We start from the raw sequence: 26,592 nt of genomic DNA, 5'->3' as shown, positions 1-26,592 counted from the left end.
GTAGAAAAAAAGCCGCCCAATTTGGACGGCTCTTCCATTTTCTTATTGTGCAAAAATCGCATTGGAAACGAGTCTGAACAGATAATCCGTATGATCCCGGAAAGTTGGTTCGAGTCCGATTAATAGTACATTCTCATCCTTCACGATCACTGGCTTTCCTTGTGCCTCTTCACTGCCTTTCCAATGTCCGGCCAGGAAGAAGTCACTGCTATTCTGATAGCTTGATAGAATGTCTGCACTTCCTGTGTTTGTGTACCATGTCGGTTGATAAACAAACCCAAGGTCTTCTGTCTCGTAACCAGCTGTGTAAGTAGAATCCGTGTGAGATAATTGGACGATTCCATTACTGTTGGAGCCGCCTGTTTCCACTTTCACATCACTTAACCCAAGTTTTGTCGTAGCCTGGGATGCACCGGCACCGATGGCAAGATATTGACCGCCATCTGCTACAAAACCTTCCACATTCGTTTTAAATGCTTCATATTGTGCTGCATCCTTCAATCCAAATTCCGAATTGGCCACACTATTTTGATAGGAAATGAGATTCAATCTGCCGTTATAAATAAACACATCTGTAGAATCCAGACCCTCTTCTGCTACCTGTCCGGGGGTCTTTTCTTCCACTGTGAAGCCAAGACGGTCAAGTGCCAGCTTCGTGCCAGAATGGGATTGAGCTTTATTCATTCCTCCATCTTTTAAGAGGGTCACATGCCGGGACGTAATTTCTTTCGCCCCAACAGGAACAGATTGGGTAGAAATCGTGACGGCAGAATCTTTCACCAGGTCGGTCAGTTCAGCTCTGGCATCGGCACCTGCATACAATGTTCCATCTTCTCCTCGATGAAGAGTGTGTCCGCTATTTAATAATTGATTGGCAATCGCAATCGATCTCGCGGAGGTATTCGGGATCGCATAAGCTCCGTCCCCGATAATTTCTCCACTTTCATTCAGTGCCCTTACCTGTTTCGATTTTACATTCAGTTCTGTGTCACTGCTTACTTCCACTGCATCGAAACCCCATAGTTCAGGCAGATTCCAGGCAGAGATATCGTACATACTTGGTGTGTCCTCTGTAATGTCTTCCCCGTCCCAAAGCATCGTGTTCGCAAGGCCCGCTTTTGCTTGATCCATCGGGACGATATACGTTCCTTTCGGATACGTCACACCATCAAACGTGAAATCCTTCTGAGCTTCTTCTACGACAATATCATTATCTTGAAGATGCCGAACGGCTTTCACAGTAGCCGTTTGATCCTGCTCATCATTTGGCAGAATATAGGCAGATGGGAAATGGCCTTCCTTATGGAACGGGTGGTCGAACTGTACACCGCGTTTAAAGACTTCGATCTGATCTTTCACCATATCCACTTTGTTTTCGCTCGCATAACCAAGCGCACCCATCACGGCATCATATGTCCATTGAACCCCATCCCAATCGTTGGTCGGCGCTTCAAGAGTGTATCCGTATGCCCCGTGGTACATAGCATACATTGGTGTGAAGATCGGCGGATAATCATCCCATCCGGCCGCATCATCACGTTGGGGTATATAAGTCCCTTCCATATTCTGATAATCTACTTTTGACGATTCAGTATGAGTATTATCATAGTTTCCTTTATTTGATACAATATTTGATTCCATTGCTTCCGCTTGATTCAATGCCCATTTAGAATACAGATCATATTCATAGTTTGGATTATGAGGCGGCGTACAGGGCTCAATAAGACCTGGTTTCGTCGGTCCTCCGTAGCCTTTCACATAACCATGCAGATCAAGGAAAACCATTGGGTTCCATTCTGTGATCAGGTCAACCATATGCTCTGTTTCAGGCTGGGATTGAGTGATGAAATCACGGTTGAGGTCGATTCCATTTCCATTGAAACGTGTAGCATCAATACGCCCATCCGGATTTGCTATCACATTGAAGATCAGGATATGATCCTCGAGAATTCCTTTTGTCTGCTCATCATCCTCTGTCGCAAAGCGTTCGATTAATTGCAGAGCTGCGTCTGTTCCGACAAATTCTGTTCCGTGAATGGATGCATTGATCATGACAGGAATCTTAAGATCAGGATGCTTATCAATAAAGTCCTGTGCTTTCTCTGGCGACTTGATCATCTTCTTACGCAGACCTTTATAATGACCATACTTCCCTTTTGCTTTCGCATCCGATACAGTCACCACATACATATCATGACCGGCCGGTGACTTTACATCACTCTTCTCGACCGTCACACGATTGCTTTCCTGTGCGATTTTCTCAAGCTTACCTTGAATTTCAGAGTACTTCACAAAGTCATAGTGCTCACTATTAAATAAACTTTTCTCTTTCTCATCGAGTTGAGTGCTTTGAATCGTCGTTTGAGGAGATTCTGCTAAAACGTTCGGCGTAGTAGTTAGTAGTGTAAAACTGGCAATTCCTGCAATAATCTTTTGCTTCATTGATGTACCTCCAAATTATGTAATAGTATAATCATAGAATAAATATTCATATTTTCACATAAATATTTGGAACTATATTTTAATGAGGGAATTTTCCTATAAACTTAAAAAAGAGAGCAGCTCTATTTATTAGAAAACTGCCCTCTTATACTATTCTAATCATGGTATTCATAGTCCAAGCTTATTTGGAATCCACATCACAGCCCCTTCCCAATAGGTAATGATAAATAAGATGAATATCCCCATCATGAGAAATGGCATGGTAGCCTTTACCAGTCTTTCAAATTTCACATCTGCGATCGAGGATACAATGAATAACCCTGTTCCTACAGGAGGTGTGAGAAGACCTATGGTGAGATTAATACAAATGATGACACCAAAATGAATCGGATCGATTTCAAATGCCGTGATCAGAGGCATAAAAACAGGTACTAATATGATTAAGGCCGCTATTCCATCCAGTACCGCACCCAGTAATAGCAGTAGTATATTCACCAGTAACAGAAAAATAAATGGGTTATCTGATAAGGATGTCATTTGAGTTACGATCGCTTGTGGGATTTGTTCAAATGCTATCATCCAGCCAAAGATATTGGCCATTGCAATTAAAAAAGTAACCGTTGCTGTTGCGGTCACTGTATTCACTAAAATACCGGGGATTTTTCTCCACTTTAATTCCCTATAGAAAAGCATTCCTACAATAAAGGCTACCAGCGAGGCGATGGCAGCAGATTCCGTAGCTGTAAATGCTCCACTTAATATTCCAAATATAATAATGAATGGAACAAGTAATGCCGGGAGAACACTTAATGAACTCGTCATAATTTCTTTCGCAGAAGCTCTGGTCGACTTCTTAAAATTATATTTATATCCAAGGAAGGCGATTAAGCTGATAAAACCTATTCCATACATGATACCCGGAATGATTCCGGCCATGAACAAACCGCCAATGGAAGTACCAGATAGAGTTCCATAGATGATAAAGATCATGCTGGGCGGTATGATTGGAGCTACTATGGAAGAGGCTAATGTTAATGCTGACGAAAACTCTCTATCGTATCCTTCTTTTTCCATTTCAGGAACCATGACTTTACTCATCATGGCAGCCTGAGCATTAGCTGAACCCAGTATGGAAGCTAAAAACATGTTAGCAATAATCGTCACATACGCGAGTCCACCTCTAACATGACCGATTAAGACTCTTGCAAACTTTACTAACCTTGTGGTGATACCGCCACCATTCATTAACTCTCCAGCCAGCATAAATAAAGGAATGGCCAATAAACCAAAATTATCTAAACCCGAGTATAGTCTCATGGGAGTAGAGGACAACAGTGTTACGTTTCCTACTACTAGAAAATAGAGAACGGTTGTGATTCCCAGTACAAGGGAGATAGGTACTGACATAAAGAGGAGTATAAAGAAACAAAAGACCACTAATATTGTCAATTACTTCCCCTCCTTTACCAAATCAAATAGGTTAGATAATACATGGATCCCTGCAAATGAAAGACCCAATGGTACTGCTGAATAAGGAATCCACATTGGTATTAACATGGCTGTGGATTTTTGATATGCCACACTAGGTGACAAAATCCAACTAATACTGTAATAGATTAAGAGAACGAGAAAAACGAGCATAATCATATGCCCTAAAATAAGTATGATCCTTTTAACTTTTGAAGAGACATATTCTAATACGATTGTGACGGAGGCCTGGGACTTATACTTCAGCCCCAAGCTCCCTCCTATAAAACTAATCCAGATCAGGAGAAATATAGACACTTCTCCTGCCCATGATAATGGGGAATTAAGGATATAACGAAAACCGACTGCTAACGTTACGATAACGGCCATCGAAAACATCAGGATCATTGACAGTATCTTTTCTATAGAAGAAATGCCGTTACTTATCGCTTTCATGATTTTGACCCCCTATTGCTAATCTATTATTTACGGAAGGTATCAATAAACTCTTGAATAAGTGGATCTGTCGGACCATATTTCTCATCAAACTGCTTCATCTGTTCTTTAAATACATCAGAATCTAGTTCGTAGATTTTCATACCTTCGTCTTTTAAGGTTTGTTTAAATTCTTCTTCTTGTCCAGCTCTTGTAGTTGCTGCGAAATCTGCGGCTGCCGCCATGGATTCACGGACAAGTTGTTGGTCTTCTTCAGACAGTCCTTCAAATGTTCCTTTATTCATCATCGCCACTGCTGGCCAAACCATGTGATTAGTCACCGCTCCATATTTAACTACTTCATGATATTTATTGGTGATAGCTGCATCCAAGTCCATGTCCATTCCATCAATCACGCCTGTTTGAACGGCAGAATATACTTCCGGTAATGGAAGTCCCTCAGTAGAAGCACCAGAGAATTGATAGAAATCCTGCATTGGCGGACTAGGTGTAACACGCAGTTTTAGCCCCTCCATATCTGATGGGTTCTTCACTTCTTTATCTTTAAACAACATCACTCGTTGGCCGGCGAATAAATAGTCCAGACCAACTAAACCTTGCTTATCTATCGTATTGAGAATATTTTTTGCTACCTCTGAATCTCTTGCTTCATTTGCCGCATTTAAATCTTCAAACGCATAAGGAGTGAACCACGCAGCAAATGAAGGTTCCCTTGAGCTCATATATGCAGCTGTTATCAGACCAAAATCAACTGAGCCGGCAGCGATTTGTTCTACCATATCTGCTTCCGTTCCTAACTGACTCGATGGATAAATTTCTACTTTCATACGCCCTTCTGATCTCTTTTCGAGCTCTTCTTTAAATTTTTCTGCCCCCTTATGCCACATGTGACTCGGTGGAGTAATATGAGCTAATTTAAAGTTATAAGTTTTGCCCTTATTATCTTCAGATCCACTGCTTTTTTCTGATTCTCCAGAACCGCAAGCACTCAATACACCTAATACAAGAAGAAGACTCAACAAATTTAATCCCCATTTTTTCAAACTTTTCACTTTCATTTCCCCCTCATTCATTATTAAAGCGTTTTCAATTATTGAAAATCCAATGAATGCACTCTCTATAGTTGCAAGTGTAATCCTAACAGATTACTAGCTTCGAAATTTTTCCCTTGCTCGATAAGCTTTCTGATTCTAGTTGAGGAAATTACTGTTCCTTGCTCGCAACAAACAGGATTCAATGTGTTTACTTTAAAAAAATGCCTGAGAGTTTCCACATTGCCTTCTCTGCCATTACCAAATCTAAAATCGTTCCCAACAAATATTTCTTCCGGGTGGAAACTCATTAGAGTGTTTATAAATTGGGAAGAGGATTGTTTTAGGTACTCTTTATTGAAACTGGCTATCACGGCATAATCTACACCCAGAGACTCAATACGTTCCAACTTCTCATCCAATGTGGTAAGTATTTTAGCACCTTTGAAATAAGCACGAGGAGGTGGATCAAAAGTATACACTACGCTTGGTATACCTCTTTTTCTGCTTTCATGTACGACATGAGTAATCACAGATTGATGTCCCTTGTGTACACCGTCAAATGCCCCAATTGTTATAATCGACTGAGGCAATGTTAATGACTGACCATGAAGTGTTTGCACCATTAGCACCTCCAATAAATAATGTCCACAAATACTTCCTATTCTTTCAACGTCCCACCAACTGCCCAATTCCCCTTTGGAACTTCATTTATTAAAATTCTTACTTGTTCAGGCTTTGTTTCTAAACATTCACAAATTGAAAGAGTCAGAGATTTTACAAGCTCTTCTTTCACTTCGGGACTCCTGCCTTCGAGAATATGAAGATGAGCAATCGGCACCCTTATTCATCCTTCCCATTACACACATTAAAATCAATGTATCCAAGGGGACCAAAATCAACCTTCAAAGAGTCACCGTCATAAATATTGATCGCTTCGGTCAATCCTCCCGTTAAAATAACCATGCCTGCTTCAATTCCCAGGCCATCTCGATCCAACATTTTGGCTAATTCAATAATGGATTTGACAGGGTGCCCTAAAACAGCAGAACCAAGACCAGATTGAACTTTCTCTCCATTTCTAAACATGGAAACTTCCAGATTTTCAAGTGAATAGTTGAAAGGGGAATATGCTTGATCACTCAGTATAAAGCGAGATGAAGAGGCATTATCTGCCACTACATCCACTAACGTGAAAGAGAAATTCTTATATCGGCTATCAATAACCTCAACTGCAGGCATGATAAATTCTGTAGCACTCCAAACATCCCGAGGTGATAAGCGGCTTCCCTTTAAATCTTTCTTCATTACAAATGCAATTTCCGGCTCGACTCTCGGATGAATCAACCCTTGAAGAGAGAGAGAATTTTGATTGACCTCCATTGATTGAGTTAGTCTCCCATAAATTGGTTCATTCACACCAACCGATTGTTGTTTAGCGACACTCGTTAAACCCATTTTCCATCCAATTTTATGATCTCCCCTTTGAAGGGCACATTGTTCCCATAATTTCTGAATTTCATAGGATTCTTCGACCGTTAAGTTGGGATAAGCCAGTGTTATCTTATCCATCTCAATTCCTTTTATCTGATGAAAATCAATGTTTTTCGCTAATTCTTTTAAGTTCTGCGTTTTAGTCTCCATTTTTGGCTCCTTTCTACCTTACAGTAGCTTTCTTTGATAATTCGCTGGCGACGTCGACAATCATATCTTCTTGTCCTCCTACGACACCCCTTCTACCTAATTCCACTAAGATATCTCTTGGATCTACATTGAATTTCCTGGCCGCTTTTTGGGCATGAAGTAAGAAACTCGAATAGACACCTGCATAACCGAGAATTAAACTCCCTTTTGTAATTTCTTGTGGATTTTCTAATATGGGAGCTACAATATCCTCTGCCAAATCCATCATTTTATAATGATCAATTCCAGTCTCAATGTTCATGCGATCCAGTATCGAGATCAAGACTTCTGTTTGGGTATTTCCAGCACCTGCACCTAAACACCGGACACTCCCATCGACCCAGGTTGCTCCTTCTTCTATTGCTGCAAGTGTATTGGCCATCGCCAGAGAGAGATTATTATGGGCATGAAATCCTATATTTGAATGGACGCTTTGCTTTAATGCTTTCACTCTTTCCCTTACTTCATGAGGAAGCATGGCCCCTGCAGAATCTACAATATAAATGGTATCCGCTCCATAGCTTTCCATTAATTTCGCCTGCTGTATCAATTTTTCCATGGGTGCCATGTGAGCCATCATCAAGAAACCTACCGTTTCCATACCCAATTCCTTTGCCGTTTGGATATGTTGCTTTGACACATCAGCTTCTGTCACATGGGTAGCAATACGAGCGAGCCTTGCACCTGCTTGCTCTGCCTTTTTCAATTCATTAACCGTTCCTATTCCCGGTAAGAGCAGAACCCCTATCTTTGCTTGTCTGCATACCGAAACAGCAGCTGAAATCAAATCAAATTCATTTGTTTTTGAAAGCCCGTATTGTAGGGAGGAACCCCCTAATCCATCTCCATGGGAGACTTCAATATAAGGAATATTCGCTTCATCTAAGGCTTTTGCTACATTTATTACTTGATCCACTGTATAGCTGTGACCGATAGCATGACTACCGTCTCTTAAAGCTACCTCTGTCACAGTAATATCCCGATTTGGCACACTCATTCTCCTTTCGCATTTACTCTAGGTAAAGTATTATGCCTGCTGAGTCATTACATATTTAGCTAGTTCTTCCCCTACTTTCACTGCAGACGAAGTCATGATATCCAGGTTTCCGGCATAACTCGGTAAGTAGTCACCTGAGCCCTCAACTTCAAGGAAAACCGTCACTTTATTGTCTTCAAAAATAGGATCTGTTCGAAGGCGGTATCCAGGAACATATTCACTCACCCTCTTTACCATGTTTTTGATTGATTGAGTAATCTCTTTTTGAATCACATTTCCTTTTAACAAACAATAAACCGTGTCCCTCATTAAGATTGGAGGTTCAGCTGGATTAAGAATGATAATCGCTTTTCCATTTTCAGCTCCTCCAATCACTTCAAGACCTTTGGCTGTTGTTACTGTAAATTCATCAATATTAGCTCTTGTGCCCGGACCGGCACTTCTACTGGAAATTGTGGCTACAATTTCTGCATACTCCACTTCAGCTACTGAATTTATACTGTGCACGATGGGAATGGTCGCTTGCCCTCCACAAGTGATCATATTTACATTTTGTTCATGTAAATGCTCGTGTAAATTTACAGGTGGAACAACAAAGGGACCGATGGCAGCAGGTGTAAGATCAATCACTTTCTTACCGAGTTTTTTTAATATTTCAGCATGATGATGATGGGCTTTCGCAGATGTTGCATCAAATAATACATCTGCTAATTCATGTTTTTCCAAGAACCCATCCAACCCATTTGAAAATGTTGAAAGACCATGTTCCTTTGCCATTCTTAACCCTTCTGAATTAGAGTCAATACCAATCATTGCCGTTAATTCCAATACATCTGATCGCAGCAATTTCTTCATTAAATCTGTACCTATATTCCCAGACCCGATTATGGCAACTTTCGTTTTCATTTCTTTTCCTCCTTACCTTTCAAAAGTACATGAAACCTTTCCCAGACCATCAAATACGGCAGAGAACTCATCACCGGGGTTTGCGTATACAGCTGCTGATAAAGCTCCTGATAAGATCAACTCCCCAGGTTCCAGAGTCAAATTAAACTCATGAAGTTTATTGGCAAGCCACGCTACACAATATGCCGGATCTCCCAGTGCTGCTGAACCCTTCCCAGTATTCATCAGTTCACCATTACGATAGAAGTTCATCCCTACTTCTTTTAAATTGACGTCCTCTATTGAAACGGGTCGATCTCCTAATACAAATAATCCTGTTGAAGCATTATCGGCAATCGTATCTTGTAATTTAATCTTCCAATCTGTAATTCTGCTATCAACAATTTCTAATGCAGGTAATACATAATCCGTAGCCTTCAATACATCTTCTGCAGTTACGTTAGGACCTCGTAATTCTTCTTTAAGGACAAAGGCGATTTCCCCCTCCACTCTGGGTTGAAGAACTTGAGGCTTCAACACTGTTCCATTGTTCTCAATCGCCATTTCATCAAGGAGGTGTCCATAATCCGGTTCGTCGACACCAAGTAGTTCCTGCATGGCGATGGATGTGAGACCAATTTTTTTGCCCACTATGGTTGCGCCCGTTTCGACTTTCCTGGCGATCGTTTTCAGTTGGATGTGATAGGCTTCATGAATGGTGATGGACGGTTTTAATTCTGTTAAAGGTTTACTCCCCACTCTATTTCTCTCAGCTTCTATAAGTTGATTTGAAAAGCTCTTGATCTCTTCACTCATCGTTTTCTCTAACATGAACAGCCCACCCTTCCTATAATTTAATCGTGATATTGGAAAGCTCACTATAAAATTCGAAACTATGCATGCCTCCCTCTCTGCCTATACCGCTTTGTTTCATACCTCCAAATGGAGTGCGCAGATCTCGCAAATACCAGGTGTTCACCCAAATGATTCCTGCTTCTATTTGGTGAGCTACCCGATGGGCTCTTCGTAAATCATTTGTCCAAATCGTCGTCCCTAATCCATAATGAGTATCGTTTGCTTGTTCAATGACTTCTTCTTCCGTTTCAAAAGGAAGTACCGTCACAACAGGTCCAAATATTTCTTCACGAACACATGTTGCATCTTTATCAAGACCAACAATGATCGTCGGCATGATAAAATACCCTTTGTCTTCTTCCTGGAGTCGACTTCCCCCTGCAAGGATGGTTCCGCCTTCATCTCTCGCCGATTGTATGTAGCCCAACACTCGATCATAGTGTTCTTTACTTATTACTGCGCCAACTTTGGTTTCATCCCGGAATGGATCACCTACAGTGAGCTCTTTTGTTCTGGCAACGAACTTCTCTAAAAAGGATTCATATACCGAACTTTCAACATAAATTCTGGAACCACACAGACATACTTCCCCTTGATTCATAAAACTTGATTTAAGTGTCGTATCAATCACTTCATCCAGGTCGGAATCTGCAAAAATGATGTTAGGATTTTTCCCACCAAGTTCATATGATAGTTTCTTTAAAGATGGGGCAGCGGCTTTCATGATCGCGGTTCCTGTCTTGGTTTCCCCCGTGAACGTAACCGCATCAACGTCAGGATGTTCGGTAATGGCAGCCCCTGCTGAGCCAGGTCCAAAACCATGAACAAGATTCACTACCCCGTCTGGTACTCCTGCTTCTTTACATATTTCTGCCAGTACCGTAGCTGTCATGGGAGTCTGCTCAGCAGGCTTCATAACTGCTGTATTTCCAGCTGCAAGGCAAGGTGCCATCTTCCATGTAAGAAGTAATAATGGCAGATTCCAAGGATTGATCATGCCCACTACGCCAACCGGCCGGCGAATGGAGTAATGAAGGGCTTGTTGATCTTGCTGATATGCCTCTGTTCCCATAGAGGTCAGGTAGTCTGCAAAGAAATGGAAGTTATAGGCAGCTCTTGGAATATCGATTTCAAGTGCCATTTGATAAGGTTTCCCGGTATCCATGGATTCAAGTGCAGCCAATTCTTCTTTACGTTCAAGAATCAGGTCGCCAATACCTCTTAAAACGACAGAACGTTGGCTTGAAGTGAAGGTTTTCCAAGGTCCCTTTAAAGCGGTTTTCGCTGCTTTTACAGCTTCATCTACTTCCTTCTTCCCGCCTTCCGATACCCTTCCAATTATCTCCTCTGTAGCTGGATTCATATTTTCGAATGTTTTCATATCAAATGAATCTCTATATTCACCATTAATGAAATGTCTGCAATCTATTGGTCTAACTTTCTGATTGGATTTTTCTTTTAAATGCATTGAAAGTCCCCCCTGCTACTATTCACACGTTATTATTTTTGAAAAAAGGTGACAAGCATGTCACCTTTTTTCATTTCATTTATGTTAATGGGTCTTCAATTTCTACAATCATTTCAATTTCAATGGCTGTTCCTCCAGGCAATTGTGCCATCCCCACAGCTGACCTGGCGTGCTTACCTTTTTCACCAAAAACCTCTACTAATAAATCAGACGCACCATTCATTACTTTTGGCTGATCCGTAAATTTCTCTGTACAATTGACAAATCCTAATATTTTCACGATTCTCTTCACTCTAGAAAGTTCTCCAAGTTCATCCTTCAACACGTTTAATAGATTCATCATGGATTGACGGGCAGCCAGATAACCTTCCTGTACATCAAAGTCAGTGCCAATCTTTCCATGATACTCATCGACTCCTTGACCAGAAGTGAAAATCAGGTTGCCAACACGAACTCTACTAACATAATTCCCTACAACAGGGCGTACAGGAGAAAGCTTAAGTCCGAGACTTTGAAGTTTCTCCTCTGGTGTCATTAGTTTTTGTTCCATAGTCAGATTTTAACTCCTTTATATTTAAGAATCTCAACGCATTTTCACCTAACATCATTCGTCTTTGAACGTCTGTTAATTCATTCATTCCATCTATTACTCTCCCTGGTGGAATCTCTCTTAATAAAAATGGATAATCTGACCCCATCATTACTTTCTCATGACCAAATCGATCAATTAGATAGTTCACATTTAAAGAATCATAGTTTAAGGAGTCAAAATAGAAATTCTTCACATAATGACTTGGTGGATGCGTTGTTAATCGTAATTGCGGCCATACCTTCCACCCTTGATCCAGTCTTGGTAAAATGTACGGGAACGACCCTCCACCATGGGCAAAACAAATTTTTAAATTAGGAAATTTCTCTATCACACCGCTCCAAACAAGACTGGCAGCGGCAAGAGCTGTCTCACTCGGCATTCCGATGGTATACATAAAGTTATGTCGCGGTGTTCGATCCTTAGCCATCGTCTCCCACGGATGAATGAATAAAGGCACATTCCATCTCTCGGCCATCTCGAAAAACTCGAGGAATTCAGGTGCATCTAAATTTTCGCCATTTACATTTGTACCTATCTCAATTCCGTATAAATTTAATTCATTTATGCAACGATCCATTTCAGCTACTGCAGTTGCTGCATCCTGCATGGGAACAGTCCCTAAACCTACAAAACGGGAGGGATGCTCATGAACGGTTTTTGAAATAAAGTCATTTTGAATCCGTGCCATTTCAAGTGCAGCATCCTTATTTGCCCAGTAAGAGAACGTGACGGGAATGGGAGAAAGCACCTGAATGTCTACACCTTCTCTATCCATATCCTGTATTCTCTTTTCAGGACTCCATACTTGATCTGTCACTTCTCTAAATATCTTACCTTCTACTAAAATATTTGCTCCACACGCACAAGTTTGATGGAGGACCGGCCACTTCCCTCCATATTTTTCAGCAAAATCCGGGAGGTCTTTCGGAATGATATGGGTATGAAAATCTACTCTCATTTCCATTCCTCAGCTTCAGGCGGCATTTTATACCCACACTTTTCACATATGCGCAGATCTTCACTTGAATTAAAATGTTCTATCGCTTCTTTCACCTGTGTTTCAATATTTGTCAGTTGAACAGTGGCCCGGTGCATTTCATGGTCACATTTATCACAGAACCATACAAAGCTTTCAAGTTCTCCCTGGTCCCTTTTTCTTTCTAAAACAATTCCATAGGAATCTGCAACTCTATGAGGAGAGTGGGGTACATTTGCCGGCAGCATAAATATTTCGCCTTCCCCTACAGTTACCACTTCACGTTTTCCTTCATCATTAATGCACTCTACATATGCATTGCCTTTAATTTGATAGAAGAATTCATCAGATGGATCTACATGGAAATCACGACGTTTATTGGGACCTCCAAGTAACATGGCAATAAATTCAGAGTCTTCCCAAAGCACTTTATTGTTCACTGGCGGTTTCAATAAATCTTTGTTTTCTTCAATTGTTTTCAATAAATCCAGAACTCTTGTTTTTAAGAATGATTTTGATTGAGTAGTCATTTCATAACCTCCTGAATGATTGTAGGTGTCACAATACACTGCTTATATAACCGATATCTTTTGAAATTTTTTCAGCTGTATTTACCACATTTCTAATCATTTCATTACGATTGCTGCCATTCATATATGTGATTGGTCCAACCATATTAAGCGCAGCGATCGTTTGGCCCGTATATGATCGAATAGGCGCCGCTATACCATATAGCCCCAGTTCATTCTCATTATTGCTAATCGCAAACCCCTGGGCTTTTATTTGCTTTAATTCTTCTTTTAATTTTGAAATACAGGTAATTGTATTAGGTGCACGCTGTAAAAGTCCCTTGGCAATCGTAGGTTTAATCAGCGAAGGGTTATAAGCCAACAAAATTTTTCCCGTACTCGTACAATAAGCCGGTTTCGTTGCCCCGACATAAGTGGGTACTGGAAGTGATGTTTTTGATTTCACTTTTAACACGAATCGAACTTCTCCTGAATCGAACATACCAATATGGACCGTACCGTGAAACTTTCGTATGAGACTTTCACAAAATGGAGTCGCCTCACTATAAATATCCTGTTGATACATAACGTGATTGCTCCATTCTAATAGCTTCCAGCCTAATCGGTATTTTTTCCGGCTATCTTGAATAAGCATTCCCTCTTCACAAAGGGTCCGCACTAAATGATGGACAGTACTTGGATTCATTCTTAGTCTTTCGGCAATTTCATTATTGCCTAATGCCGGTTCGTCATTGGTAAAGCAATTCAGAATTTTAGAAATCTTTTTCACAGAAGAAATCACTTATTATCCCCCTCATCCTACTATTGGCCGTTAGCACCAATTTAAGAACTTTGACAAATCTTGTTGAATTACCTGCTTGCAACAAATTAAAATAAAGCGCTTACATTTACGAGGTCGGTTGTCCTTGAAGGTCTTTTGAGCCTTTTAATGCCTCATCAACCATTTCAAAAGAGTGATTCCGTTTAAACCCTGCATAGAAACGACCCAGTCTTCTTAGAGGATCACCTGAATAATAACGCTCATATTGCAGTAGCCTCTGTCCAAATGCTTCACCACATAGATCCCATGCAAGTTTAAATAGTTGAACCCGTTCTTCTGACGTTACCCCTTCACGTCCTACATAATATTTCTGAACATCCTCCCGAAGTTCAGGCTGTTCAAAATCAGCAAATGTAGGTGACATCAACAATCCACCAGCACCGACAGTTTGCATCACCTCAATGGCGCGTGGATAGAGCTTAGGCAACATCCCACGAATGGTCTCAAGAGGTGTACCGGCAGGTCTCACTTCTCCGCTTGACGTCGTTTCAAATTCGTATTCTGCCACTCTTAATAGTGCGCGTACTGCTTCAACAGACTGCATAAGCTCCCCTAATTGTGTTTGAACGTTTAAATATCCGTCCACACCAATGGAATCTGCCACTCTTGCTGCTACTTCAGAAGCAAATTGCAGTTTTACCAATCCTCTTACCCCTGATTGATGAGCAGGCTGCTGGCCAATTCCAGTCTTCGGATATAATAGATTGGCAGCTTCAATATTCTGATTGATAAAAATACGGTCACTTGGAACAAATACATCATTAAAGACAAGTAATGCATCCATTTCTTCATATCTGGAAGCGAGTGGATGGTCTAATACAGATCGTTTTCCATCTTGCATCGGCTCCCTACAAACAATTCGCAGACCAGGTGTGTCTATAGGCAAAGCAAATGCGATGGCATGCTTTTCATCGCCCGGCTGAAACCCTGGGAAGGAATAAATGATCACTTCATCTGTTATTGGAGCAAGTGTAGCCAACATCTTGGCTCCTCTTACGATAAAACCATCAGGTCTTTCTTCAACAACCCCTAGATGTGTAAACTCCTTTTCCTGTTCATGAGAGGTTTTGCTGCGGTCATTTTGAGGATTAATGATGGCATGAGTCAAGAATAAGTCGTTGGCCCGAATATATTCGTAGTAGTTCACCATATTCTTTGCCCATTCCGGATTGTATTGTTCCAGAAACCACTTATTGCTGGCCATTGCAGTAATCGTTACATTAAGAAAATCCGGTGTTCTTCCCATAAGCCCAAAGGTTGCTTTAGCCCAAACTTCAAAAAGCTTGCTTCTCGCTTTTAAATCTTCATATGATTTAGGGACTTTAAATGCGTGGGAATATCGCTCACCTGTTTCTTCACATATGTAGGTGATTTCCTCTTTGTATTTTGGATCATTTTGAATATCGTAGAGATTTGCAATTTCATGGATTGGCCGGCGGAATACTTCTTCCTCATAAACGTCCTCTACTTTCTTTCCTCCTAGCCAAACTTCTGGTTGTCGAGATTTCAAACCTTCTATATACTGGGCACCAGTACGAATTGTCATTTTAACATCCCCCTTTACTACTATTTTTTTACGTAGTTGTCGATTGAATTTGTTTCTAAGAACTTACCTTGGAAAAAGACTAAACTATTACCTTCTTCGTAATGGTAATTTTGAACTTCACCAACAAATAGAACATGGTCTCCGCCTTCATATTCCTTCCAGGGGCTGCATTCAATTGTAGCTAATGAACCTTTAATAAGTGGACCACATTCGGTATCTTCCCATTCGATTTGCAATCCTTGTTGTTCTTTTCCGGCAAATTGCCAGGCCACAGCTTCCTGACCAGCCGCCAATATATTAATAACAAAAGGCTTTTCTTTCATTCTTTCGTAGGCTTTGGCTTTTTTATCAATAGATACCAATACTAATGGAGGATCCAAAGAAACAGACGTAAACGAATTTACCGTAATGCCATGATTCTGATTGTTATCACCTCTCCACGTAACAACAGTTACTCCCGTGGCAAACTTACCAAAACAATTTCTTAAATCACGAATATCCATTTTACATGCCACCTCCTCATTTCTTAATCTGACTCCATACTATAGCTTTATAAAAGATAAAACTTATGATAATTTCATAATGTGAAATATTTACGAAATTTTTTAAAAAATCTGATATTTTTTGCGGTATTTTTTAAACAAAAAAATAACCCTCCTCATTAAAGGAGAGTTATTAATCGTTAATACACCAAATCCACAAATTCATCCTTCGTCACATTCCCGAAATAGTGTTGAATATCAACGCCCTCTAAAGCTCCGGCAATGTCTTTTCGTTCATAGCGTGTGCCTGTTAGTTTTTCTTCAATGTCTTCTACATTCCCGACTCCGAAGAAATCACCAAAAATTTTACAGTTATCGATTTTCCCTTTGTTCACTTCCAGACGGACGTCAATGGATCCGACCGGGAAGCGGTGAGAATGTTGGAGATTGAATTTCGGTGATTTACCGTAGTTCCAATCCCAGTTCTGATAGCGTTCTTTTGAAAGCTCTTGGATGTTCTTCCAGTCTTCTTCCGTCAGGACATATTCTTCTACGTCGCTTCCGTCGAAAATATAATCCAGAAGGGTTGAACGGAATTGTTCGATGGTCATTTTTTCTGACAGAAATTCAGAAATATTGGCCACACGGCTTCGGATCGACTTGATCCCTTTTGATTCAATCTTGTCCTTTTTCACCCGTAGAGCTGATACGACGTTTTCCATTTCGGAATCGAACAGCAGCGTTCCGTGGCTGAACATCCGACCCTTAGTGGAGAACTGGGCGTTTCCGGAAATCTTTCTGCCTTCTGCGATAATATCGTTACGTCCGCTAAGTTCCGCCTTCACCCCCAGCTTATGAAGGGCTGTTACAACAGGCTCAGTGAATTTTTTGAAGTTGTGGAAGCTCTCTCCGTCATCCTTCGTGATAAAGCTGAAGTTCAGGTTTCCTAAGTCGTGATAGACCGCTCCCCCACCAGAAAGGCGGCGAACGACATGAAGACCTTGCTTCTCCACATAGTCTGTATTAATCTCTTCGATCGTATTTTGGTTCTTCCCGATAATGATGGAAGGTTCATTTATATAAAATAATAAATAGCTTTCATTAATATCTAAGTTCTTCAGTGCATATTCTTCAATAGCAAGATTGACCCTCGGATCCGTGATCCCTTTATTATCGATAAATAACATCCTTTTTCCCCCTAAATATCTACTTTCATATCTTTTTTCGCTAACAGTACCTCGCCGTTATACATGGTTTTCGCTTCTGTTACCAAGGACTCCAGTTCACCGAAATGCGGTAAATGCGTCAGTATGAGCTTTCTTGCATTGGTTTTTTGAGCAAGATTTCCGGCGTCGAGACTCGTCATGTGACCAGCGTTCGAGGCATCCATCCCTCCATAGAAATTGCATTCACAGAGCAGTACATCTGCGTCTTTCCCAAATGAAACAAATGACTCTTTGAAAGCCGAGTCTGCTGTGTAGAACAACGATTTGCCGTCTGCTTCGATTCTCATTCCATAGCACGGCGCAGGGTGTCTGTTCTTCACAAATGTTACCGTGAAAGGGCCAATCGATAATGATGTATCTTCCTTATATTCATGGGCTTTCATTAAATCTTTATATGTAATCGTATCGTACCCCCGTTGATCTTCTTTATGGGCATACACAGGTAATGTACCTTTATTTTTCCCCAGGAAGTATTGAATCAATAAAGCGTGTTGTAGTACACCTATATCTGCTACATGATCTGGATGATAGTGGGACAGAAGGACCGCATCTAAATCGGTAGCCTCTACGTGATGTTGCAGATGGGACAGTACACCACTGCCACAGTCAATAAGCAGTTTGAAGCTATTATGCTCAAGTAAATACCCGGTGCTCGCTTCTCCTGCTTTCGGATAGCCGCCCCATTGTCCAATAACGGTTAGCTTCATTTTTGAACATCGCCTTTCACTTTAGTATGTACCCCTACTATACTTCATTGTGCCTATTTTTTCATTTTTTTCGCCTATTTTTGAATTAATCGTTGACGAAATACATACTGTTATAATACAATAAAATAAATTAACACATCAGTTATATAACACAAACAATTGATGGGTGAAAAAATTTACGGAGGGTGATTAACATGGTAAAAAATATTGTGGAGTTCTTTCGAAATTTGCCGCCTAAGTCTTGTGCACAATGTGGAGATACAATTGAGGAACAGCATGAATGCTACGGCATTTATTGCGAGAAATGTACGACTGATTACGAGTATTGATAATGAAGAATAAGGGGTAATAAAAAGGATGCTCTTCAAAGTGAAGAGCATCCTTTTTATGTTTATTGTACTTTCACTGTTTGCATTGTGTGTTCGTGAATTTCCTCACCTTTGGTCACGTGAACCTGTACATTGTATGTACCCTCTTCCGGGAAAGCATACGAACCATTATACTTACCTGCTTCATCTTCTGTTAGGTCGACCCACTCATGTTTCTCTTGACCTTCTTTATAAATTTCCAGACGCACTTCTGCTTTTTCCAGTGCCGCTTCTTCATTTTCCACATGAACGTTCATTTCTGCTTCTTCATTCATTTTAATCACATCAGGCTTCATAAGATGAATGGAAACAGAACTTTCGTGATGACCGTGGTGACCGTCTTCGCTTTCCTCTCCATGTTCCTCTGCCTCTACTTCGCCAATCGGAATTTCAGCTTTTGGCATGGTGTGCATATCACGGGCTGTTACATGGACTTGCACAGTATACATGCCGTCTTCTTCAAACGTCTTTTCAGCTTTGTATACTCCGCCTTTATCATGCTTAGCTTCGATCATTTCACTTTCTTCTTTATGACCATTTTTCCAAATCTCGTATTTCACTTCATCAGCGTCATCGACGTTCTCATCACCTTGAGTGACTTTAGTCGAAAGAGAAACGGTTTCACCTTTTTCTCCTTTTTCAGGCACGTCTAACTTTGCTTCAATCGCTTCCAATTTCTCATCTTCTTTTGCTCCGTTATCTTCATTTGAATTATCACATGCTGCGATAAACAATGCGAGAAAGCCTACCAAAACAAACAAGCTTACCTTCTTCATCCAAAACTCTCCTTTAGACATTCTTCTTTTTTAAGTGTCTCACCATTATGTACTTCTCAACAATTAGTATACACTCTCATGCTTACGGATGGTTTGTCCATTTTATGAAGAAAAAAAGGGAAATGTGTGTGACATCTCCCTTTTTTTTCCTTAAGCTTCTACAGTTTTTGTATATTGTTTCTTGAACAGCCCTACAAAGAATACAGACGTCATTGCGACAAACACAACGAAGTATCCCAGCAGGATGAAGAGGTTCTGCCACATGAAGGCAAAGTCCCCGCTTGAAATGACTGCTTTAAATGCTGCCACTGAGTATGTCATTGGTAACAATGCACTGATCGGCTGCAGAGCAGTCGGGATTAATTCTAATGGGAATGTCCCTGCACTTGTAGTTAATTGAAGGATTAATATGATAATCGCTACAAAGCGTCCTGGATCACCTAAAATCGTTACAAGCATTTGGATGAGGGCAAGGAATGTAAGACTCGTAATGATCGTAGAAAGTAAGAATAATGGTACACTTTCCACTTCAAGACCTAAACCCAACAGCAAAATGCCTGCTGCAATCAATGATTGAATGATCCCTACTGCTGTAAGAACAGTGAATTTACCCATGAACCAGCTCATCCCGCTTGATGGACGATTTGCTGGTTCTTTCAATGGATACACAATTGAAATTAATAGTGCTCCGACAAATAATCCGAGAGATAAGAAATAAGGAGCAAAACCAGTTCCATAGTTTGGAACATGATTGATTTTCTCATTTTTCACATCTACCGGGGCAGCCATCATATCGTACGTATCACCATTTGCTTTGACGCTATTGGCTTCTTTGGCCGCGTCTTTTAATTTCGTTTCATATTCCGTCGTTCCATCTGACAGTTTCGTTGAGCCTTCTGCTAATTCTGTTGACCCATCTGCAAGTTTCTTAGACCCGTCTGTTAATTGAGTGGAACCATTGTATACTCTGTTAAGACCTGTGCTTAATTCATTTGCTCCTGAAGCAACACTTACTGTTCCTTGGTATACTTCACCAAGCTTATCATTTAATATGCCAAAGTTTTTTACAATTTCACCCTGACCTGCTTGAAGCTGATTGGATCCTTGATCAAGCTGGGCTGAGCCGGATACAAGCTGGTCGATTCCACCTTGTAGTTTCATTTGACCTTTATTTAATTCCCCTATTCCTCCAGCAAGAGAATTCGCTCCTTTTTGAAGCTCGGATGCACCCGTACTCAGTGCCCCGGTACCTGTTTGAAGACCGGTTGCCCCCTGCTTAATCTGATCGATTGCAGCCTGTAACTCATTCTGTTTTTCTTCTGGAAGGCTTCCCATAAATGGTGCCAGTTGTTCTTCAAGCTTTGTCGCCCCTGCTCCAATGGCTTGTGCTCCTGCTTTGGCACTATCCGCTCCACCCTGGAGAGCACCGATTTTTTCTGCCAGGTTTTGTGATCCGGCGTGCAGTTTAGCTGTATTGTCCACTGCGCTATTTAGACCTGCATCCACCTGCTCTAAACCAGCCTTACTTTTATCGATTCCAGCTGCAAGTGCATCAATCCCTGATTGGACATCCTTTGTTCCTTCATACAATTGTTGTGATTTATCATTCATGACGCCGACACCGTCGGATAATTCTTTAGAACCCTCGGCAAGTTCAGCGGCACCTGCACGAGTTTTCGCCACACCGTCATTCATCTCAACATTCTTTTCGGCTAAGACGGCTAAATTATCCTTTAACTTATTGGCACCTTGAGATAAATCGATAGCCCCATTATTGATTTCGCCAGCTTTGTCACTGGCTGTCTGGTAGCCATCTCCCATTTCTTTAATTTTATCAAACATGGTCTCAGCGTATGTTTCAGAAACTGACTTCGAAAGGCTTGCTTTGATTTCTTTCATCGCTGTATCACCGATTTGAGCGGACAGGAAGTTAAAGCTTTCGTTCGGTACATATTTCAGAGAAAGTTTTTTAGGATTATCTGCTAATAATGTAGTTCCGTTTTCAGAGAAATCCTCCGGGATCTCAACGAGCATGTAATAATCCTGCTTTTCTAAATTTTTGTAGCCTTCTTCTTTATCGATAAAATGAAAGTCGAATTGATCGCTTTCCTTCAATTTATCTACTAGGTCATCACCAATATGCAATTCCTTCCCGTCAAACTCTGCTCCGTTGTCGCTGTTTACAACAGCCACAGGTAAGTCTGACAACTGTTCATATGGATCCCAAAATGCCCATAAGAACATACCACTGTACAAAACAGGGATGAAAAGAACGGCGAGAATCGGGATGAGAAGTTTCTTATTTTTGAAAATCGCTTTGAATTCTGAACCTATAAATGAATTCTTCATGTTTTTCCTCCAATTATTTTTTGATTTTGAATTATTGACCGATTAGTTCAAATAGTCATTTCAGTGCGAAAAATAAATGACTATTTTATTCATTTAGTCATTCTTTGCCAAAAATGAAGGACTATCGTTTCGATAACCCTTGAATTAAATATAGTTCAAAGAGATTGGCAATTTCATCTTTATCAAGTGGACCATGTGCCCGTTCCCAATCGAAAATAAGTGAAACGTACATCTTCAACATAACAAAGGCGGTCATTTCAGGATTACATGGCTTAATCGCTTCTGAGGCAATCGCTTTTTCAATTCGTTGACTCAAGAATTCGATGACCACTTCCTCCATGCGATCAATGACTTCTGATACAGCAGGAGTTCCCATTTCCCTGGCTTCTTGATAAAGCTTGATGGTCAGCTTATGCTCTTTCCTGAATTCAAGCATGCGGAACAATGCACGATGAACATTTTCTGAGAAGGTTTCCTGCGGATCAATCACTTCTTCCGCTTCCCGTTTCATTTCAATGATTAACGATGATACAATTTCATCAAACAATTCTTCCTTATTTTTAAAAAACGTATAAATCGTTCCTTTTCCCACATTCGCTAATTTTGCCACTTGATCCATCGTCGTGGCTTTATACCCAAACAATGAAAACGAATTTGTCGCAGCCTCCAGAACCTGTTTCTTTCGATCGATCGCCATGAACACACCCCTCAATTTGACCATTTGACCAAATTTGTAATTTAGTCACTTTGTTAACATTATTAAATTTATCACATCACTTGCCAATACACAAGTGATTTTTTCTTTTAGTATACCATTCATCTTTCATATAGAATAAGCCCTTCTGAATAGGCTATAAAGATAAGGTTTGTTAGGAGGTGTCTTATGAATATTTATGTTGTCAAAAGCGGGGATTCTCTCTGGTCGATCGCACAGAGATATGGCGTCGAAGTCAATCAAATTTCTTACGGAAATCAATTAAAAAACCCAAATATTCTCGTGATTGGACAAAGTCTTCTCATTCCGGAACCTTTAAAAGAATACATCGTGCAATCAGGGGACACTTTGTATAGCATTAGCCAAAAGTACAATATAAGTTTAAAAGAATTGATCGATTACAATCAGATTTCCGATCCTGCCATGCTATTCGTCGGTCAATTGATCGTTATGCCTTCCTTTATTCATAGAGTAAAGTCAGGTGAATCTCTCTATACCATGTCCTATAACTATAAAGTCCCATTGCAGGAAGTATTAAATGCCAATTCTATTGCGAATCCCTCTCTCATTTATCCAAACCAGCAAATCAGGATTCCAAACACGAAACTCACGACGGAAGTAAATGCCTATATTACCCGGACAGACAGTGAAGGAGTAGCAGAAGTGAACGGTTTGGGCAGCTATTTCACCTACCTGACTCCCTTTACGTATTCCATTACAAAAGACGGTTCGGTCACTGAGTTAAATGATCGTGCTCTTATTTCAGCCTCATACAGCCAAAACGTCGACCCTTTACTGGTTCTCACAAATTTTACAGGTGGAAAATTCGACTCTGATCTTGTCGCCACCATTCTAAGAAGTGAAACTCTGCAAAACACCTTAATCTCATCCATCTTAAAGAAAATGGAGTCGAAGGGCTATAAAGGTTTAAATTTTGATTTCGAATATGTTTTCCCCGAGGACCGGGAAAATTATAATACTTTCTTAAGAAGAACCGTTGCAGCACTAAAACCTAAAGGATACTCTGTGTCGACGGCCCTTGCACCTAAAATTAAAGGTGATCAAAAAGGACTTTTATATGAAGCCCATGACTATAAAGCACACGGAGAAATTGTCGACTTTGTAGTACTCATGACATACGAATGGGGATGGGCAGGCGGCAAACCCTGGGCGATTGCCCCGATCAATGAAGTGAAGAAAGTACTTGATTACGCCGTTACCGTCATCCCGAGAAACAAAATCATGATGGGCGCACCCCTCTACGGACGGGACTGGAAAGTTCCATGGGTCGACGGAACCTTCGCCAAAACGGTCTCCCCTCAAGGAGCTCTTGATCTCGCAAGCAAATATGGTGTAAGGATTCAATACAACGACGTTTATCAATCCCCTTATTTCACCTATTGGGATGAAACCGGCCAAAAGCATGAAGTCTGGTTTGAAGACGCACGAAGCATGCTCGCCAAACAGAAAACGGTGGATGAGTATAGACTGCGAGGTTTAAGTTACTGGGTTTTGGGATCTGCATTTCCTCAGAATTGGATGCTGCAGCATTCCAGGTATCGGGTTGTGAAGTGAGTGATGCACCTCCTGTTGTCTGCAGGAGGTGTCTTTACGGTGGTTCAGCTTGAAGAAAAATCCCCTATTAGTTCCCCAATCTTTTTAGAATCAAAAAGACCGCCAACCCTGGCGGTCTCACGTATCCTATTCCAGATACTCCATTACTTTCGATACAGCCTTTTCCCCCTGTACGATACAGTCAGGAATACTTACTCCTTCATAAGAACTCCCGGCGATAAATAATCCAGGCAGACTTGCTTCAGCTTGTTCATACATACCCTGGATCCGTTCCCTGTGGCCTACTGTATATTGAGGCATGGAGTTCTTATAACGGGACACGATTGTAAACTCAGGTTCACCCTCTATATCCATGATCTTGCTCAGATCTTCAAGGACAATCTGCTCAATTTCATCATCAGATAAATCGACGATGGTTTCGTCACCGGATTTACCCAGGTAACATCGCAATAGTGCCTTTCCTTCCGGGGCAGTGTGTGGCCATTTTTTATGGGTCCAGGTTCCCGCCGTCAAGGAATAGTCACTGTTTCTTGATACAAGGAATTCCGTGCCGGCGATGTCTTTTTTGATGGCATCTTGTGCGAACCCCATTGCTACGGTTGCCACGGATGTAGCCGGCATTTCTTTTAAAAAGGTTAAAAAAGGATACGTGGGAAACATGGATTGTACTACATGATGAGGTGTGGTGACGATTACGCTGTCGGCTTCCAACTGCTCTCCGTTTGCGAAGGTAATCGTGTAAACATTGCTGTCTTCTTTTTCTATGCTGGTTACTTTCATGCTCTTGTATACAGTATACGGGTTCAATCCTGATTCCATGGCATCGATCAGAGATTGAAGTCCTCCTGTAAATGTCAGGAAGTTCCCTTTTTCATTCGAGTTTACAGATTGGCCGCTCTTTTTAATGCCTGCTATTAAACTACGATGTTTTTGTTCTAATTCATACAGTTGCGGGAAGGTTGACATTAGGCTTAATTGACCGATATCCCCGGCAAAGATGCCTGTTAAGAGAGGTTCAATTAAATGGTCAACAACTTCATCCCCCATTCTTCGTCGAAAGAATTTACCCAATGACTGGTCTTCCATTTCCTGTGATCGGGGAAGAACGAAATCAGCGGCAGCCCTCATTTTACCAGTCAACGAGAACAGACTGGTCGTAATGAAGGGAGCGATTTGGGTTGGAATACCTACGAGGGATCCCCCGGGTATAGGGTACAGCTCACCTCCCGCTATCACATAGGAGGTGCCTTTACGGTTCCGAATGAGTGTGTCCTCGATGCCCAGGCGTTCCGCTAAGCGGGAAACTGCAGGTTTGCTGGCTAAACATGAATCCGGTCCCTTTTCGATCACATACCCGTCCCTTTTCAAGGTATGCACTTTTCCGCCGAGTCGATGGGTTGCTTCCACAAGCTTCACCTCGATGGGAAGGTATTTATCTTTTATTTCCTGTTGCAGGTAGTACGCAGTCGTTAATCCGGTGATCCCTCCACCTATGATCACGACTCTTTTATTTTGTTGTCCCAACACGTTCATCGCCTTCTTTAACAATATATCTTATTGAACAATAGAGAAGGACTAAAGCGGTGAGAGTGAACTCATATGCTTCAGTCCTTCCTTTGTTTCAGCCAAAAACGAGAAATTATTTAAGGTGTTTTAACACGACATCTGCCATTGCATCGATGAATTCAGGTTTGGCATTCGGCATTTCCGGACGATAGTACGAAGCTCCAATATCATCTGTTACAACTTTACATTCATAATCGTTGTCATATAGAACTTCAAGATGATCGGATACGAAGCCTACAGGCGTATAGACGAATGTCTTGTATCCATTTTCTTTATAAAGGTCACGGGTTAAATCCTGAACGTCAGGACCTAACCATGGATCAGGAGTGTTTCCTTCACTTTGCCAGCCTACTGCATAATCCTTCACCCCTGCGCCCTCTGCAATCATCTTCGCTGTTTCCTCTAATTGCATCGGATATGGATCGCCTGATTGCAGGATGCGTTCGGGCAGGCTGTGAGCAGATACGATCAGGACAGCATTGCTACGCTCTTCTTCCGACAAGCTTGCATAGGTTTCCTTCACTCTGTCAATCCAATACTGAATGAATTTAGGCTCATCATACCAGCTTTCAACGGATGTAATGTGAGGCCCACCCAGCTTTTCTGCTGTTTCCTTCGCGCGTCCATTGTAGGATTTAACACTGAACGTCGAAAAATGAGGGGCAAGTACAATCGAAACGGCTTCTTGAATGCCGTCTTTATGCATCTGTTCAACCGCATCTTCCACGAAAGGTTCGATATGCTTCAGACCAAGATACATTTTAAACTCCATGTCATCCTGAATGCTGTTTAAATGTTCTTCAAGACTCTTCGCTTGATCCAGGGTGATTTTTGCCAGTGGAGAAATCCCACCAATGGCTTCATAGCGCCCACGGAGGTCTTCCAGCAGTTCAGCAGAGGGAGCTCTTCCATGTCGGATGTGAGTATAGTAGCGTTCCAAATCTTCTTCTTTATATGGAGTTCCATAGGCCATCACCAATAGACCCATTTTCTTCTTTGTCATACCATTTCACCTCATTATCAGTATCATACATTCCATTATTGTGCCATGTTTCTTCATATGAATCCATGGTTGCACAC

At 41.2% G+C, this 26,592-nt stretch carries 26 protein-coding genes; 2 read left to right on the top strand and 24 right to left on the bottom strand.

Annotated elements, in window-relative coordinates:
- Positions 1-42: 42 nt before the first annotated feature.
- The 19 genes from RSX31_RS00945 to RSX31_RS00855 all read right to left on the bottom strand — a co-directional run bounded on the left by RSX31_RS00945 (position 43) and on the right by RSX31_RS00855 (position 18,163).
- Entirely contained in the window at positions 43-2,442 is a 2,400-nt protein-coding gene (locus RSX31_RS00945) for a M14 family zinc carboxypeptidase (protein WP_315632843.1), read from the bottom strand.
- A 168-nt stretch (positions 2,443-2,610) separates the two neighbouring features.
- A complete protein-coding gene (locus tag RSX31_RS00940) occupies positions 2,611-3,891 on the bottom strand; it encodes a TRAP transporter large permease (protein WP_148968382.1) in 1,281 nt (426 codons plus the stop codon).
- The gene (locus RSX31_RS00935) at positions 3,892-4,365 is read right to left on the bottom strand and encodes a TRAP transporter small permease (protein WP_148968381.1); all 474 of its coding nucleotides are present in this window, start codon (positions 4,363-4,365) and stop codon (positions 3,892-3,894) included. It abuts the gene before it with no gap.
- Between the two features lie 26 nt (positions 4,366-4,391).
- A complete protein-coding gene (locus tag RSX31_RS00930; protein WP_148968380.1) occupies positions 4,392-5,423 on the bottom strand; it encodes a TRAP transporter substrate-binding protein in 1,032 nt (343 codons plus the stop codon).
- 59 nt (positions 5,424-5,482) lie between these two features.
- Positions 5,483-6,022, bottom strand: a complete 540-nt coding sequence (locus RSX31_RS00925) for an FAD synthetase family protein (protein WP_148993332.1) — start codon at positions 6,020-6,022, stop codon at positions 5,483-5,485.
- A gap of 35 nt (positions 6,023-6,057) precedes the next feature.
- The gene (locus RSX31_RS00920; RefSeq protein WP_148968378.1) at positions 6,058-6,237 is read right to left on the bottom strand and encodes a tautomerase family protein; all 180 of its coding nucleotides are present in this window, start codon (positions 6,235-6,237) and stop codon (positions 6,058-6,060) included.
- Positions 6,238-6,239: 2 nt separating this feature from the next.
- A complete protein-coding gene (locus RSX31_RS00915) occupies positions 6,240-7,040 on the bottom strand; it encodes a 2-keto-4-pentenoate hydratase (protein WP_315632840.1) in 801 nt (266 codons plus the stop codon).
- Positions 7,041-7,053: 13 nt separating this feature from the next.
- The gene (gene dmpG / locus RSX31_RS00910; RefSeq protein ID WP_262371587.1) at positions 7,054-8,070 is read right to left on the bottom strand and encodes a 4-hydroxy-2-oxovalerate aldolase; all 1,017 of its coding nucleotides are present in this window, start codon (positions 8,068-8,070) and stop codon (positions 7,054-7,056) included.
- Positions 8,071-8,106: 36 nt separating this feature from the next.
- Positions 8,107-8,982, bottom strand: a complete 876-nt coding sequence (locus RSX31_RS00905) for an acetaldehyde dehydrogenase (acetylating) (RefSeq protein WP_315632838.1) — start codon at positions 8,980-8,982, stop codon at positions 8,107-8,109.
- 12 nt (positions 8,983-8,994) lie between these two features.
- Positions 8,995-9,777: a 2-keto-4-pentenoate hydratase gene (locus RSX31_RS00900; protein ID WP_148994250.1), complete on the bottom strand. Its 783-nt coding sequence runs from the start codon at positions 9,775-9,777 to the stop codon at positions 8,995-8,997.
- Between the two features lie 31 nt (positions 9,778-9,808).
- Positions 9,809-11,284 (bottom strand): aldehyde dehydrogenase, encoded by a 1,476-nt coding sequence (locus RSX31_RS00895; RefSeq protein WP_315632837.1) that lies wholly within the window; start codon positions 11,282-11,284, stop codon positions 9,809-9,811.
- A 79-nt stretch (positions 11,285-11,363) separates the two neighbouring features.
- Entirely contained in the window at positions 11,364-11,834 is a 471-nt protein-coding gene (locus RSX31_RS00890) for a RidA family protein (protein WP_148968374.1), read from the bottom strand.
- Positions 11,782-12,840 carry an amidohydrolase family protein gene (locus RSX31_RS00885; RefSeq protein ID WP_315632835.1) on the bottom strand — a complete coding sequence of 353 codons (1,059 nt, stop codon included), beginning with the start codon at positions 12,838-12,840 and terminating at the stop codon, positions 11,782-11,784. The genes RSX31_RS00890 and RSX31_RS00885 overlap by 53 nt, the downstream gene beginning before the upstream one ends.
- Positions 12,831-13,382: a 3-hydroxyanthranilate 3,4-dioxygenase gene (locus RSX31_RS00880; protein ID WP_148968372.1), complete on the bottom strand. Its 552-nt coding sequence runs from the start codon at positions 13,380-13,382 to the stop codon at positions 12,831-12,833. The genes RSX31_RS00885 and RSX31_RS00880 overlap by 10 nt, the downstream gene beginning before the upstream one ends.
- Before the next feature lie 28 nt (positions 13,383-13,410).
- On the bottom strand, positions 13,411-14,163 hold the full coding sequence (locus tag RSX31_RS00875) for an IclR family transcriptional regulator (protein WP_315632833.1): 753 nt from the start codon (positions 14,161-14,163) through the stop codon (positions 13,411-13,413).
- A 106-nt stretch (positions 14,164-14,269) separates the two neighbouring features.
- Positions 14,270-15,748 (bottom strand): 4-hydroxyphenylacetate 3-hydroxylase family protein, encoded by a 1,479-nt coding sequence (locus tag RSX31_RS00870; RefSeq protein WP_315632831.1) that lies wholly within the window; start codon positions 15,746-15,748, stop codon positions 14,270-14,272.
- A 20-nt stretch (positions 15,749-15,768) separates the two neighbouring features.
- On the bottom strand, positions 15,769-16,251 hold the full coding sequence (locus RSX31_RS00865; protein WP_148993326.1) for a flavin reductase family protein: 483 nt from the start codon (positions 16,249-16,251) through the stop codon (positions 15,769-15,771).
- A 179-nt stretch (positions 16,252-16,430) separates the two neighbouring features.
- Positions 16,431-17,417: a lipoate--protein ligase gene (locus tag RSX31_RS00860; RefSeq protein WP_148993325.1), complete on the bottom strand. Its 987-nt coding sequence runs from the start codon at positions 17,415-17,417 to the stop codon at positions 16,431-16,433.
- Positions 17,418-17,428: 11 nt separating this feature from the next.
- Positions 17,429-18,163, bottom strand: a complete 735-nt coding sequence (locus RSX31_RS00855; protein ID WP_315632828.1) for an MBL fold metallo-hydrolase — start codon at positions 18,161-18,163, stop codon at positions 17,429-17,431.
- Positions 18,164-18,357: 194 nt separating this feature from the next.
- On the opposite strand from RSX31_RS00855, the gene yhfH reads away from it, so the two are divergent.
- Positions 18,358-18,492 carry a protein YhfH gene (yhfH, locus tag RSX31_RS00850; RefSeq protein ID WP_079533738.1) on the top strand — a complete coding sequence of 45 codons (135 nt, stop codon included), beginning with the start codon at positions 18,358-18,360 and terminating at the stop codon, positions 18,490-18,492.
- A 62-nt stretch (positions 18,493-18,554) separates the two neighbouring features.
- Here yhfH and RSX31_RS00845 read toward each other — a convergent pair whose 3' ends face one another.
- The 3 genes from RSX31_RS00845 to RSX31_RS00835 all read right to left on the bottom strand — a co-directional run bounded on the left by RSX31_RS00845 (position 18,555) and on the right by RSX31_RS00835 (position 22,353).
- The gene (locus tag RSX31_RS00845; RefSeq protein ID WP_315632823.1) at positions 18,555-19,307 is read right to left on the bottom strand and encodes a FixH family protein; all 753 of its coding nucleotides are present in this window, start codon (positions 19,305-19,307) and stop codon (positions 18,555-18,557) included.
- 150 nt (positions 19,308-19,457) lie between these two features.
- On the bottom strand, positions 19,458-21,656 hold the full coding sequence (locus tag RSX31_RS00840; protein WP_315632822.1) for a YhgE/Pip domain-containing protein: 2,199 nt from the start codon (positions 21,654-21,656) through the stop codon (positions 19,458-19,460).
- A 121-nt stretch (positions 21,657-21,777) separates the two neighbouring features.
- Complete coding sequence (locus RSX31_RS00835) at positions 21,778-22,353, bottom strand: TetR/AcrR family transcriptional regulator (protein ID WP_148968364.1); 576 nt, start codon at positions 22,351-22,353, stop codon at positions 21,778-21,780.
- A gap of 186 nt (positions 22,354-22,539) precedes the next feature.
- Between RSX31_RS00835 and RSX31_RS00830 the strand changes: the two genes are divergently transcribed.
- Positions 22,540-23,946: a LysM peptidoglycan-binding domain-containing protein gene (locus tag RSX31_RS00830; RefSeq protein WP_148993321.1), complete on the top strand. Its 1,407-nt coding sequence runs from the start codon at positions 22,540-22,542 to the stop codon at positions 23,944-23,946.
- Between the two features lie 126 nt (positions 23,947-24,072).
- Here RSX31_RS00830 and hemY read toward each other — a convergent pair whose 3' ends face one another.
- Positions 24,073-25,470 carry a protoporphyrinogen oxidase gene (hemY, locus tag RSX31_RS00825; protein WP_315633507.1) on the bottom strand — a complete coding sequence of 466 codons (1,398 nt, stop codon included), beginning with the start codon at positions 25,468-25,470 and terminating at the stop codon, positions 24,073-24,075.
- A gap of 115 nt (positions 25,471-25,585) precedes the next feature.
- Positions 25,586-26,515 carry a ferrochelatase gene (gene hemH / locus RSX31_RS00820; RefSeq protein WP_315632819.1) on the bottom strand — a complete coding sequence of 310 codons (930 nt, stop codon included), beginning with the start codon at positions 26,513-26,515 and terminating at the stop codon, positions 25,586-25,588.
- Positions 26,516-26,592 lie beyond the last annotated feature (77 nt).

It is taken from the genome of Rossellomorea yichunensis, from assembly GCF_032337515.1.
Taxonomy (GTDB): Bacteria; Bacillota; Bacilli; order Bacillales; family Bacillaceae_B; genus Rossellomorea; species Rossellomorea yichunensis.
Note: the sequence above shows the minus strand (reverse complement) of the source record. Positions and strands in the feature narration are given on the sequence as shown.

Coding starts and splice junctions, on each gene's coding strand:
- RSX31_RS00945 (WP_315632843.1), bottom strand. CDS start 2,442: ATGAAGCAAAAGATTATTGCAGGAATTGCCAGTTTTACACTACTAACT.
- RSX31_RS00935 (WP_148968381.1), bottom strand. CDS start 4,365: ATGAAAGCGATAAGTAACGGCATTTCTTCTATAGAAAAGATACTGTCA.
- RSX31_RS00930 (WP_148968380.1), bottom strand. CDS start 5,423: ATGAAAGTGAAAAGTTTGAAAAAATGGGGATTAAATTTGTTGAGTCTT.
- RSX31_RS00925 (WP_148993332.1), bottom strand. CDS start 6,022: ATGGTGCAAACACTTCATGGTCAGTCATTAACATTGCCTCAGTCGATT.
- RSX31_RS00915 (WP_315632840.1), bottom strand. CDS start 7,040: ATGGAGACTAAAACGCAGAACTTAAAAGAATTAGCGAAAAACATTGAT.
- RSX31_RS00905 (WP_315632838.1), bottom strand. CDS start 8,982: ATGAAAACGAAAGTTGCCATAATCGGGTCTGGGAATATAGGTACAGAT.
- RSX31_RS00900 (WP_148994250.1), bottom strand. CDS start 9,777: ATGAGTGAAGAGATCAAGAGCTTTTCAAATCAACTTATAGAAGCTGAG.
- RSX31_RS00895 (WP_315632837.1), bottom strand. CDS start 11,284: ATGCATTTAAAAGAAAAATCCAATCAGAAAGTTAGACCAATAGATTGC.
- RSX31_RS00890 (WP_148968374.1), bottom strand. CDS start 11,834: ATGGAACAAAAACTAATGACACCAGAGGAGAAACTTCAAAGTCTCGGA.
- RSX31_RS00885 (WP_315632835.1), bottom strand. CDS start 12,840: ATGGAAATGAGAGTAGATTTTCATACCCATATCATTCCGAAAGACCTC.
- RSX31_RS00880 (WP_148968372.1), bottom strand. CDS start 13,382: ATGACTACTCAATCAAAATCATTCTTAAAAACAAGAGTTCTGGATTTA.
- RSX31_RS00870 (WP_315632831.1), bottom strand. CDS start 15,748: ATGACAATTCGTACTGGTGCCCAGTATATAGAAGGTTTGAAATCTCGA.
- RSX31_RS00865 (WP_148993326.1), bottom strand. CDS start 16,251: ATGGATATTCGTGATTTAAGAAATTGTTTTGGTAAGTTTGCCACGGGA.
- RSX31_RS00860 (WP_148993325.1), bottom strand. CDS start 17,417: ATGTTATTTATCGATAATAAAGGGATCACGGATCCGAGGGTCAATCTT.
- RSX31_RS00855 (WP_315632828.1), bottom strand. CDS start 18,163: ATGAAGCTAACCGTTATTGGACAATGGGGCGGCTATCCGAAAGCAGGA.
- yhfH (WP_079533738.1), top strand. CDS start 18,358: ATGGTAAAAAATATTGTGGAGTTCTTTCGAAATTTGCCGCCTAAGTCT.
- RSX31_RS00845 (WP_315632823.1), bottom strand. CDS start 19,307: ATGAAGAAGGTAAGCTTGTTTGTTTTGGTAGGCTTTCTCGCATTGTTT.
- RSX31_RS00840 (WP_315632822.1), bottom strand. CDS start 21,656: ATGAAGAATTCATTTATAGGTTCAGAATTCAAAGCGATTTTCAAAAAT.
- RSX31_RS00835 (WP_148968364.1), bottom strand. CDS start 22,353: ATGGCGATCGATCGAAAGAAACAGGTTCTGGAGGCTGCGACAAATTCG.
- RSX31_RS00830 (WP_148993321.1), top strand. CDS start 22,540: ATGAATATTTATGTTGTCAAAAGCGGGGATTCTCTCTGGTCGATCGCA.
- hemH (WP_315632819.1), bottom strand. CDS start 26,515: ATGACAAAGAAGAAAATGGGTCTATTGGTGATGGCCTATGGAACTCCA.